Below are 11949 nucleotides of genomic sequence, written 5' to 3' on the forward strand. Positions count from 1 at the left end.
CTTTGCTCCTTAACGCCGTGCTTCGGGCAGTTTCGCCGCTTTATTGACGTCGTACCACCAGTTATCGAAGCCCAGAGAATAGATGGGACGAACCGCCGGATGCGAGAATTTATCCCAGTACGCCATGCGGTCTGAGGCCATAAACCACATCGGCAGCTGGTAGTAATTCCAGGTTAACACGCGATCCAGCGCGCGCCCAAGTGGCAGAAGTTTCTGTTTGTTACCTTCCCAGTGAATCATCTGTTTAATCAGATTATCAATCACCGGGCTGCTGACGCCGGGACCGTTATAGCTCGAGTTGATATATTCCGATGACCAGGAAATTTGCAGGTCGCTGCCGCTTGGCCACGGCATCGCTCGCCACAGACGCGGCATCATGTCGTAATCGCGGGTGCGCATTCGGTTGGTGACTTGTGACAAATCGACCTGACGAACGTCCATCGTTACGCCGAGGCGCTTCAAATTGTGCTGGAATGGCATCACCCACTGATTATTGCCCGCTGACGGCAGCAGCAGTTCGAATTGCAGCGGCTTGCCGGTTTTGGCATTAACGCGCTGTTGGCCTTTTAGCACCCAACCGGCGTCGGTTAACAGTTTATCCGCCTTCAGCAGGTTTTCTCTGTCGAAGCCGTTACCGTTGGATTTCGGCGGCGAATAAATTGAGGTGAACACTTCCGGCGGCAATTCTTTCTTCATCGGGGCCAGCAGTACCAGCTCGTCGGCGTCGGGATAGCCGCGCGCCGCATATTCGGTATTCTGGAAATAGCTGTTTGTCCGGCTGTAGGCCCCGTAAAACAGCGCCTTATTCATCCATTCAAAATCAAACGCCAGGCCGATGGCTTCGCGCACGCTGCGATCGGCAAACACCGGGCGCTGGGTATTGAACGTCAACCAGCGGGTGTCTTGCGCGGAGTCGTTTTTCTCTTCTTCTTTGACGATGAAATGGTTGCTGAAGTTTTTGCCGATGTAGCGGGTGGCCCAGTTTTTCGGGCTGGTTTCGGTGCGGAAATCAAAAGCCCCGGCCTTGAAGGCCTCGAAGGCCACGTTATCGTCGAGATAATAGTCGTAGCGAAGAGTATCGAAATTCCAGCGCCCGCGATTCACCGGTAAATCCGCGGCCCAATAATCTTTCACCCGGGAATAGACCACGTACTGGCCCATCTTCCATGCGGTAATTTTATATGGCCCGTTGGCCAACGGCGGGGTGGAGAGCGGATCGCTGAGCTTATGGTTGCGCCAGAATTTTTCCGGCATCACCGGCAGCGTAAACAGGCTCAGCATGTCCTCTTTGCTCTTTTTCGCAAGCTCAATGCGCACGGTCAGCGGCGCGATGGCTTTCACCGTGGTGCCTTTGTAAATCAACCGAAATTGCGGCACGCCTTCGGTCATAAACTTGTGAAAAGTGAAGGCGACATCTTTTGCGGTGACTTTGCTGCCGTCATGAAAGCGGGCGCGGGGGTTGAGGGTCACTTCGGCCCAGGCAAAATCGTCCGCATAGCGGACCACATCCGCAATCAGCGGGTAATAGCTGCCGGGTTCATCGTCTGAGGTGGTAAACAGGGAGTCGTACAGCGCGCCGGTACGCTCGGCGGCGCTGCCACGCAGCGCAAAACGGTTGAAGTTGTCGAAGGTGCCCAGGGCTGACAGCGTGACCGCGCCGCCTTTCGGCGCCGCCGGATTCACATAGTCGTAATGGCTGAAGTTAAAAGCGTACTTCGGTTCGCCAATCACGGCAAACGCGTAGCTTTCCTTTATGGTTTGCGCCTGCGCCGCCGTGAGGGTCAACAGCGTAAGCATCATTAAACCCATGCGCACAACAATCACCGGTATTTATTCCTTCTGCGGTCATTCGGGCAATTCACTCATCTTGTTGAATCATAAGTGACGCTCAGGCCGTTGTGAAATAATTCTCTGGTTTCGCATGGGCTTCGAGTAGCTTTTCGAGCGTCAGCGGGCGGCTTACCCAATAGCCTTGCAGGAAGTTGACGCCGTGCTCGCGCAGCCAGTTCGCCTGTTCCTGCGTTTCCACGCCTTCTGCCACGGTGACCAGATTCATTTTTTTAGCCAGCGATAACACGGCGTCCAGAACCGGAGACGTCACCGTTTCGGTGCCGATGGCATTGATAAAGCCGCGATCGATTTTCAGGTAGTCGAAAGAATAACGCTCAAGATAGATCAGCGCACTGTGTCCGGTGCCGAAATCATCGATCGCAATTTCATAGCCTTCGTGGTGCAGCCATTCGAACAGCTTCATGGCCTGACGCTGGTTGAGCATATCGCGCTCGGTAATTTCAAGCACCAGCTGGAAGTAGTTCGGCGGCAGCATGGCGCTGAGATCCCGCAGATCCTGCTGGAAGCTGTCGGCCAGCAAATGGGCCGGGGCGATGTTGATCCCAAGCTTCGCGCCCGGCGGGAGCATGCTTTGTAATACCGGCGCGTCTTTGGCGATCAACTCAAACAGATGACGGGTCAGCGGCACGATCAGCTGCTGGGCTTCGGCGAAGCTGATGAAGGCATCCGGAGGAATTTCACCCGCAGCGGGATGCTTCCAGCGCATTAACACTTCCACTCCGCGAATTTGCATATCCTGGGCATCAACCACCGGCTGATAGACTACCGAGAACTGGTTGCGCTTAATGGCGGTGGTGATTTCCCTGCCTGGGCGCAAACGGACGGTGAGCACGTAATAGCAGAGCAGGCCGGAAAGCAGGCCGCACATCACGCCCATCAACAGCGAGTACTGCAAATTCTCGACGGCCCACGTATCGCCATAGACGTTCACTGTCAGCGGCAGACCGTTGATTTGCGCGGTGCGGATAGGCGTGCCTTTCAGCTCGCGGACCTGCAACGGATGCGGGCTGAAGGTAGAAATGGCGGTGTTATTGGCGATTATCGAAATGCCACTGAACTGATTTTGGCGTGAGGAGTAGAGGATCCACGGCATCAGGCTGGCATTTATCGAGGTGAAAACGCCACGATTTTCCAGCAGTGGACTGCGCACCCAAAGGGCAAACGCGGGGCGCTGCGGCAGCATCGGCGTGCCGGGAAGGATTTCGATATCCAGCGACTTAGTGAAATCCACCTGCGGAACCAGCTGTTTCATTGGCACGTTCATTTCGCCGGTGGCTGAAGAGCAGGTGGCGTTATTGTTGTTTACCAACAGAAAAGCGCGGACGTTGAGGCTAAAGGCAGCCCTGGATGTCAACTCGGACGCAACGTCGGTACAGCGACTCAGGGTCAGCGGCTGGAGTTTATCTACCGTATTCAGCAGTTCGCCAAAATAGCCGTTCAGGTATTGCTGCAAATCATTAATGATGATATCGAATTGTTCAGCGCGTTTATGATGGAAAATCATGAGCTGCGCACTGCCGGCCAGTAAAGCAACCACCACACCCAGCAACAGACTAGAGAAGAGGATCTTGCGGCCGATTGAGAAGTAGCGCGTGAACATAGCTTTCTTTATCCGTGAAATTTGAAACGGTAATTCAACGCTGTGGGACGCAGGGCTGCGTCTTTCCAGCATAGTCTATTTCGCCATCCTGGCAGGCAGAGACGGAAGAAGAAAAAAAAAGCACTGCTTAGCAGTGCTTTTTTTCTGATTCTCGCTGTCAGCCAAGGGAAAACCGACAGCAAGAAGAACATCAGGAACGACTCAGGACACGTCGCGCTTCGTTATAGCGCTTGTTCCAGTACGGCTCACTCATGTTTGAAATCGTCACACCACTGCTGGTGGATGCATGAACGAACTGGTTATTGCCGATATAAATACCGACATGGCGACCCGTCGACCCGGCGCGGAACAGCACTAAATCACCGGTACGCAGTTGAGTGCGCTTAATTGACTTGCCCATTTCCTGCTGCTCGTAAGTCGAGCGAGGTAAGTCCATACCAAATTGTTCGCGGAAGGTACGCTGGACGAAGGCGGAACAATCAATACCGCGTTTCGTTTCGCCACCCAGACGGTAGCGTACACCTTTCCAGCTGGCGTACTGATCCATCAGGCGAGTCTTAACATCAAGATTACGCACCATGGATTCAAATTCATCCTGAGAGGCTTGCAGTGACGAAGGATCTTCGTTACCCACAGCATGCGTCTCAGAATGCATATTATTTGCGGTGTTTGTCGTACTACATGCAGAAAGCAGGACCGCGACTGCTACCGCGGGTATTGCCCGCAGGATGTATCTCAAAAATGGTTGAGATTTGACCATGTGATTTATTTTCCCTTGAAGTCCTTAACGATAAAAACCGTTATAAAAATGCCAACCGTGATGAGACTAAATACCTGCCATCAATGAGACAATTCCCGAAGCGTGAAAATGTGCAGTACCGCACAAATTTATTCACTGCCTGAATAATTTATCTCTGGAAAGACAAAACGAGATTGAGATTACCCTATCAAAACCGGGCTGGCTAGCGCTTTTACGGGATTTTTAATAAGAAATTGTGATAGGCAAAGAGAGGATTCTGCTATGGCGAAAAATAGTGAAAAAGATGTGCGTTAAATAGGCAATTAGCTCATTTTTAAGCAAAATCTGATGATAGGGAAATGACGAAATTGAATATTTTTTCTTCAATGCATCATCAAGGATCGAAAACGATCCTTGATGATGATGAATAATTTTAGTTAGGAACTTGTTTTGTTTTTGTTATTTGAGGCGGGTAAATGGCGATCAAACAGGGCAATTGTTTTGTCGCTGAGCGATGTGAGCAGGATCCACGGCATGCCAATCAGGACCGCGGTCAGTGAGCCGACGGCAATATCAGTGAACCAGTGAGCGCCAATCATTACGCGTGGGAATGCAAAAACCACAAAAATAATCAGGGCTACGGCACCTGCTTTGCGGCCAAAATATCGCCACATAAAGGTGGTGAATATCAGCAGCATCATCCCGTGATCGCCAGGGAAACTGTCTTTTGATGCGTCCTTAGTTGAAATATGCAGCAGGGAGCTGACCCGATAACTGTCAGGGAAAAACAGCGACGGGCTGGCGCGTTTGACCGGCATTAAATGTTGGGCGAGTTGGTTAACCACGACTGCCGCCAGCAGCATCACCAGGCCAATAATAATAATTTTACGGCGACCCTGTGGCGCTTCTTTCCGCCAGAAGCTGAGCATCACGCAGCCCATCGCCAGCAGCGAGCAGGCGTCAAAGGCGCGGTTGTTGGTGATGGCGAGGAACCACACATAAGCGTGACTGCTGGCCAGCCCCTGATTAAAGAAGTGGAAAATACCGGAGTCGAGCGGGAACCAGAACCCGTGATTGGCGGGTAAAAACCAGCTCAAAAAGAGAGCCAGGCCGGCGATGTTCAGCAGTAATATAAGGGGAATTCGAGTTTTCATAATAGAGTCTTCAAAGCAGGTAAAACACGCGCAACATACCGACGTTAACTTAAACGAAGCTTCAACAAGGTTGACTGTAGTGCATTCCAGTCAGTCTCGCTGTCATTGATAAGTTCAATGCGGCTGTCGGGCGGCGCAACGGACTGGGTTTCGATTTGCAGGTCAGCGCCCTGACGATTAATACGGACTAATCCTTCCGCAATACGCATCACGCCTTTCACCCGCGAAATCGGCGCCAGACGGGCCCATTCCAGCAGACCAATGGTGTCAAACTGGGTGTCAGCATCAAAAATCCAGCCACAGGCCTGATGGCCCTGACCGCTGTTAATGCTGCGACGCCAGCGCTGATGTTCAGGCAGATTCAACGCCGCCAAACCTCTGTTAGAGGCATGGCTATGCGAATGCGCCGCGCTCTCGGGCAGAGCCGCCAGATTCCTGCGGGGTAAATCTAACAATGCCCCGTCGATTGCACCCTGAGTGGCTTGCACATATTGGCGATCACCGCCGTAGGTTTGCCACCAGCTATCGAACGCCTGTTGGCTTTCCGGCGTTGTGCGATCGCTTTTGTTCGCCACAATGATATCGGCCGCCGCGAGTTGATCGCGGAAGTTCTCATTGGCAACCGCTTTTTCATCGAGCAGCTGACGCGGATCGAGCACGCACAGCGTGGCACGCAAATCGATCCACGGCTCATAAACGGGCGCGGTGAGGATATCGAGGATTTGCTTCGGATGACCAAGGCCGGTCGGTTCAATCAACAGGCGGTCTGGTTTGCCCTGACGAAGCAGGGTGTTAAGCCCCACTTGCATTGGCAACCCATTGACGCAGCACATGCAGCCGCCAGGGATCTCTTTGAGCAGCGCTCCACTGTCAGCCAGCAGCGCACCGTCGATACCGACTTCGCCGAATTCATTGACCAGCACCGCCCACTTTTCATCAGCCGGTTTATGCGCCAGTAAATGGAGAATGGAGGTCGTTTTACCGCTGCCGAGAAAGCCGGTAATCAGGTTCGTTAGCGTCACGTTGGCTCCAGGATGAACATCTGTAATAAAGTAACAGGTGCGCAATATCCTGGCGAAAAATGATGGAAAAGAGAAGTCTTCGGGCGGACAGACAATGCATCTGTCCGCTAAATAGCAGGATCTGTTAAAGATTCACGGTGGAAATGATTGCCTGACGCGCGCCTTCGGTTGTCAGTCGATGCCAGGCGTGCTGGATTTGGCTGACGAACGCGGCGTTTTGCGGCAGGTCGGTGCCGAAGATTTCGCTCAGCGTGAGCAGGGCGGTCACGCGATCGTTGTCACTGCTATTGGCGACGAGGGACTGAATTTTATCGGCCAGTGGGTCACGTACATCAATGGCATTCCCGCGTTCGTCTGTGCCGCTGACGTAACGCATCCAGCCCGCCACGCCGAGCGCCAGCAGTGGCCACTCGCTTTCACGTTGCAGGTGCAGGCGAATACCTTCCAGCATGCGCTGAGGCAGTTTTTGGCTGCCGTCCATCGCGATTTGCCAGGTGCGATGCTTTAACGCCGGATTGGTGAAGCGGTCGATCAGGCTGTCGGCGTAAGCTTGCAGGTCCACGCCGGTAATGCGCAGCGTAGGAGCTTGTTCCTGCATCATCAGACGCAGCGCCGCACGACGGAAATCGTCGTCCTGCATACAGTCGCTGATGTGTTCGTAGCCCGCCAGATAACCGAGATACGCGAGGAAAGAGTGGCTCCCGTTCAGCATCCGCAGTTTCATCTGTTCCCATGGCAGTACGTCGCTCACCAGCTGCACGCCCGCAATTTCCCAGTCCGGGCGTCCCGCCACAAAGTGGTCTTCTACCACCCATTGAATGAACGGTTCAGAGCTGATCGCACAAGGATCGTTAACGCCAATCGCCGCTTCAATTTCCGCCAACGACTCTTCTGTCGCTGCCGGAACGATACGATCGACCATGGTGCCCGGGAAGCTAACGTGTTCAGCTATCCACTGCGCCAGCTCGGGCGAGCGCTTATTGGCCATACCCAGAACCGCGTTTTTCACCACGTGGCCATTGTCAGGAATATTATCGCAAGAGAGCACGGTGAATGGCGCCAGCCCGCGCTCGCGGCGACGGTGCAGGGCTTCGACCAGAATGCCCGGCGCGGAATGCGGTTCGGACGGATTCTCAAGATCGTGAACGATCCGCGGCTGCGTTACGTCCAGACGACCGGTGGCCGGATCGATGCAGTAGCCTTTTTCAGTAATGGTCAGGGAAACAATTGCCACCTGCGGTTCACAGAATTTCTCAATGATCGCTGCAAGGGAATCGAGCTTTGCGTTCAGGCATTCATTCACCGCGCCGATGACGATCGGCTGATTACCGTCCGCCCCTTTCTCCAGCACGGTATAAAGGTGGTCCTGGGCGCGTAGTTGGCTCATCAGCACATCGCCGCTGAACAAGCTGATTTCACATAGCCCCCAGTCACCGCCCTGTGCGTTCAGCACCCGGTCTGTCAGCAGCGCCTGGTGAGCGCGATGAAATGCGCCAAAGCCGAAGTGGACAATCCGCGAACGGAGCTGTTGTCGGTCATACTGAGGCAACTGTACGTTGTCGGGCAGCGTGGCGGTGGCGATCGTCTTCATTATATAAACACCTGCTTAACCATTAATTAACAACGAGCAGTGTAAAGTTATATGACAGCAAATTGAATTGGTGTGCCGTATTTATCCGGGGAATGTGAGCTGGATCAATCAAAGCCGGGGCGGAAATTGACCCTTCCAGAGAAACATGTATGGTAGTCGTCATCTGCATTATTAATATTGGTATAACAACTTAAGAGGGTGAAGCAATGGAACAAACCTGGCGTTGGTATGGACCGAATGATCCGGTTTCTCTTGATGATGTGCGCCAGGCTGGCGCCACCGGCGTTGTAACCGCATTGCACCATATTCCAAACGGTCAGGTCTGGCCGGTTAATGAGATTAAAGCGCGTCAGGCGCTGTTAGCTGAAAAAGGGCTGACCTGGTCCGTCGTGGAAAGTATTCCGGTTCACGAAGACATTAAAACCCAGTCCGGTGAGTGTAAAACCTGGATTGCGAATTACCAGCAGAGCATCCGTAACCTTGCGGCCTGCGGCATTGATACCGTTTGCTACAACTTCATGCCGATTCTCGACTGGACCCGTACCGATCTCGAATACACCCTGCCGGACGGTTCCAAAGCCCTGCGTTTCGACCAGATCGCCTTTGCGGCGTTCGAGTTGCACATCCTCAAGCGCCCAGGTGCTGAAGCGGATTACAGCGCGGAAGAGCAGCAGCAGGCTAAAGCCTACTTCCATGCGATGAGTGAGGCAGAGATCGAAAAACTGACCCGCAACATCATTGCTGGCCTGCCGGGCGCGGAAGAGGGCTACACCCTCGACCAGTTCCGCAAGCGTCTGGCTGAGTACGATCACATTAGCAAAGACAACCTGCGTGAAAACATGGCGGTGTTCCTGCGCGCTATCGTTCCTGTGGCGGAAGAAGCGGGCGTGCGCCTGGCGGTTCACCCGGACGATCCACCGCGTCCTATTCTCGGCCTGCCGCGCATCGTTTCGACCATCGAAGATATGCAGTGGCTGAAAGAAACCGTCGACAGCATTTATAACGGCTTCACCATGTGTACCGGTTCCTATGGCGTGCGCGCCGATAACGACCTGGTCAAAATGATTGAAACCTTCGGCGACCGCATTCACTTCACCCACCTGCGCGCAACGTGCCGTGAAGCCAATCCGAAAACGTTCCATGAAGGTTCGCATTTGAACGGTGACGTGAACATGGTGGCGGTGGTTGATGCGATTTTGTCTGAAGAGCTACGCCGCAAGAAAGCGGGCGACCTGCGTCCTATCCCGTTCCGTCCGGACCACGGGCATCAGATGCTGGACGATCTGAAGAAGAAAACCAATCCGGGTTATTCGGCAATTGGCCGTTTGAAAGGGATGGCTGAAGTGCGGGGCGTAGAGCTGACGCTGAAAATGACCAAATACCCAGAACTGCTGTAATCGCGGTTAAACTGCAAGCCTGTTTGCCCGATGGCGTTGACGCGTATCGGGCCTACAACATCTGAACCGTAGGCCCGGCAAGCGCAACGCCGCCGGGTGTTCACATCAAAAAATTAATCAGCGCGGCCCATATAGCGGCACTCTTCGATATGAATGCGGATTTTCTCGCCGGTCGTCAGGTATTCAGGCACCTGAATTACCAGCCCGGTGTTCAGTGTCGCCGGTTTAGTACGGGAGCTGGCTGAAGCGCCTTTGATGCCCGGTGCAGTTTCCACAATTTCCAGGTCAACGGTCTGCGGCAGCTCAAGGCCCAGCAGCTGGCTGTCCCACAGCAGAACCTGCATGTCCGGCATTCCACCTTCAGGAATAAACTGAATCTCTTCTTCAATCTGATCTTTGTTGAAGGTGTACGGCGTGTAGTCTTCTTTATCCATGAACACGTATTCGTTGCCGTCGATGTAAGAGAAGTCAACAAAACGGCGGGTCAGAGTCACGGTATCGACAATATCGTCGCCTTTAAAACGCTCTTCAACCTTGGTGCCGGTACGCACATCGGCAAAGCGCATTTTGTACAGCGTTGCTGCGCCACGGGCGCTCGGTGACTGAATATCAATATTTTTTACAATCAGCAGTTTGCCGTTGTAATTCAGCACCATACCTTTTTTGATTTCATTCGCTCTTGGCATTGCAATAATCCTGTTTCAGGGAAGTCTAAAATATCGCGTAAAAGTACTCGTGCCGCGGCTTTCAGGCAAGTGGAATTCGCTGGTTTTGTGAAAAGGTGATAAGGTGCGTTTCCAGATAAATGAGAGAGTGAAAGATGGATTGCCGACCGGACTGTGGCGCATGTTGTACCGCGCCTTCGATTTCCAGCCCAATCCCGGGAATGCCCCACGGCAAACCTGCTAACACGCCCTGCATTCAGCTTGATGAGCGGCTGCGCTGCAAAATCTTTGGCTCGCCGCTGCGCCCGAAAGTGTGCGCCGGGCTTAAGCCTTCCGCAGAAATGTGTGGCGCGACGTCACAGCAGGCAATGACCTATCTCATACATTTGGAAGCGTTGACCGCGCCTTAAACGTCTTTGATACGCCACAGGCCAAACGTCGTGATGATGCACATCACCAGTGCAATCCAAAACACCGCATGATAACTCCAGATTTCAGCCACTATACCTGCCATTGAACCGGCAATAATCCAGCCCACGCGCGTAGTGTTGCTGTACAACGTCGTCGCCGCGCCTGCCTGACCCGGCATCAAATCCTGAAAATAGAGCATGCCGATCCCGGCGAGAATACCGATGTAAATGGCGTTCAGCAGTTGCATCGCCAGCAGCAGTACCGGGGAGTGAACGGTCAGCATCCCGATATAGAAAAATATCCCCGCCACGACCGCAACACGCATCAGAAAACGCTTACCAAAACGTTTGGCGTAATAACCCGCAATCAGCATGGTCGGGATTTCCAGCCCGGCGGCGGTACCCATCATCAGCCCGGCGAGTTTCTCCGGCAGATGCAACTCATCAATAATGAACAGCGGCATATTAATGATGTACAGGCTGTTGGTGCCCCACATCAGGGTGCAGATGACGAACAGCAGCAGGGCATCGCGACGGTTGGTACGCGGCGCTTCAATACGCGTGCCCGCAGCCGGGCGCACTTTGCGCATGCTGGGTAACAGCATCCAGACAACCACCCCGCAAATCACGTAAGCCACCGCCGCGGACAGATACATCGTGGTGAAACCAAAGCCCATCGCCAGCGCATAGGCCACGGGGGGACCGATGACCCACGCCAGTGAAACCTGCGCTCGCAGAATAGAGCTGAACATCACCGCTTCGCGGCCCGTTTTATCGGCGTGCTCACGCGCGAGGGCAAACATCTGTGGGTTGGACGTCGAGCCGAAGCTGCTGAGGAATACGCCGACAAACAGCAGAATGAAGTAGTTGCGGTTCCAGGCGAACAGTACGCAGGCCATCATCCCGAGCAAACAGCAAAAGACGATCAGTGACTTACGGTCGCCCTGACGGTCCGATCGACCGGCGAGAAATTGACTCACCAGAATGCCAATCACCGCGCTGCCGGTAAAGAAGAAGCCGACCATTGCTGGGCGGACGTGGACTTCATTGGTCAGGAATAGGCTCAGAGTAGGCGTCTGCAATGCGCCAGCGATGCCGGTCAGAAACGCGACCAGAAGGAAGGCGGATGAGGTCAGATCAAATCCCCGGCGCGGGGCATCAACGGTCGTATTAGACATTTTGGATTATCAAAAAACAGGAAGAGGCCGAAGTTTACGCTGGCTGTCAGAAAATAAACAGAGGGTGCGTCGACGAATGCACAAAAAATCAAAATGGCATTTCATAATGAGAATCACTCATGGCTGACGGTGCTGAACGCAGCGGCTGACGAAGCGGGAGAGCTTCAGCAAATGTGGCGAAAATGATAACAAAATGTGCTGTAGCTCTAAATTCTGACATCCAAAAATAAACTTTTCTTGCGCAATGCACAGGGCTGACACAGACTGATTGAAACGTTTCAGCGTCATCTTTTCATCCTCCGGGAAGCAGGGTGACGTATTTTTTCTCAAGTTAGCTGAAAC

Annotated in this window: 11 protein-coding genes; 2 read left to right on the forward strand and 9 right to left on the reverse strand. The window is 53.5% G+C overall.

Annotation, left to right across the window (positions count from 1 at the left end; translation table 11 throughout):
- Positions 1–9: 9 nt before the first annotated feature.
- The 6 genes from A8O29_RS07425 to A8O29_RS07450 all read right to left on the reverse strand — a co-directional run bounded on the left by A8O29_RS07425 (position 10) and on the right by A8O29_RS07450 (position 7957).
- Entirely contained in the window at positions 10–1809 is a 1800-nt protein-coding gene (locus A8O29_RS07425; RefSeq protein ID WP_420854016.1) for an extracellular solute-binding protein, read from the reverse strand.
- A gap of 79 nt (positions 1810–1888) precedes the next feature.
- The gene (locus A8O29_RS07430; RefSeq protein ID WP_125353635.1) at positions 1889–3451 is read right to left on the reverse strand and encodes a cyclic di-GMP phosphodiesterase; all 1563 of its coding nucleotides are present in this window, start codon (positions 3449–3451) and stop codon (positions 1889–1891) included.
- A 190-nt stretch (positions 3452–3641) separates the two neighbouring features.
- Entirely contained in the window at positions 3642–4211 is a 570-nt protein-coding gene (gene mepS, locus A8O29_RS07435; RefSeq protein ID WP_110509371.1) for a bifunctional murein DD-endopeptidase/murein LD-carboxypeptidase, read from the reverse strand.
- A 416-nt stretch (positions 4212–4627) separates the two neighbouring features.
- Positions 4628–5344 (reverse strand): phosphatase PAP2 family protein, encoded by a 717-nt coding sequence (locus A8O29_RS07440; RefSeq protein WP_166665190.1) that lies wholly within the window; start codon positions 5342–5344, stop codon positions 4628–4630.
- A gap of 44 nt (positions 5345–5388) precedes the next feature.
- Entirely contained in the window at positions 5389–6366 is a 978-nt protein-coding gene (locus A8O29_RS07445; protein ID WP_125354335.1) for a CobW family GTP-binding protein, read from the reverse strand.
- Positions 6367–6490: 124 nt separating this feature from the next.
- Positions 6491–7957 carry a mannitol dehydrogenase family protein gene (locus tag A8O29_RS07450; RefSeq protein WP_125354334.1) on the reverse strand — a complete coding sequence of 489 codons (1467 nt, stop codon included), beginning with the start codon at positions 7955–7957 and terminating at the stop codon, positions 6491–6493.
- Between the two features lie 206 nt (positions 7958–8163).
- Between A8O29_RS07450 and uxuA the strand changes: the two genes are divergently transcribed.
- Entirely contained in the window at positions 8164–9354 is a 1191-nt protein-coding gene (gene uxuA, locus A8O29_RS07455) for a mannonate dehydratase (protein WP_125354333.1), read from the forward strand.
- 113 nt (positions 9355–9467) lie between these two features.
- On the opposite strand, the gene yeiP is transcribed toward uxuA, so the two are convergent.
- Entirely contained in the window at positions 9468–10040 is a 573-nt protein-coding gene (gene yeiP / locus A8O29_RS07460) for an elongation factor P-like protein YeiP (RefSeq protein ID WP_110509382.1), read from the reverse strand.
- A gap of 134 nt (positions 10041–10174) precedes the next feature.
- On the opposite strand from yeiP, the gene A8O29_RS07465 reads away from it, so the two are divergent.
- A complete protein-coding gene (locus A8O29_RS07465; protein WP_110509384.1) occupies positions 10175–10429 on the forward strand; it encodes a YkgJ family cysteine cluster protein in 255 nt (84 codons plus the stop codon).
- Here A8O29_RS07465 and setB read toward each other — a convergent pair.
- Positions 10426–11607 carry a sugar efflux transporter SetB gene (gene setB, locus A8O29_RS07470; protein WP_125354332.1) on the reverse strand — a complete coding sequence of 394 codons (1182 nt, stop codon included), beginning with the start codon at positions 11605–11607 and terminating at the stop codon, positions 10426–10428. The genes A8O29_RS07465 and setB overlap by 4 nt on opposite strands.
- 117 nt (positions 11608–11724) lie before the next feature.
- Positions 11725–11895 carry a hypothetical protein gene (locus A8O29_RS07475; RefSeq protein WP_159464488.1) on the reverse strand — a complete coding sequence of 57 codons (171 nt, stop codon included), beginning with the start codon at positions 11893–11895 and terminating at the stop codon, positions 11725–11727.
- Between the last annotated feature and the right edge of the window lie 54 nt (positions 11896–11949).

This window comes from Scandinavium goeteborgense, from assembly GCF_003935895.2.
Classification (GTDB): domain Bacteria; phylum Pseudomonadota; class Gammaproteobacteria; order Enterobacterales; family Enterobacteriaceae; genus Scandinavium; species Scandinavium goeteborgense.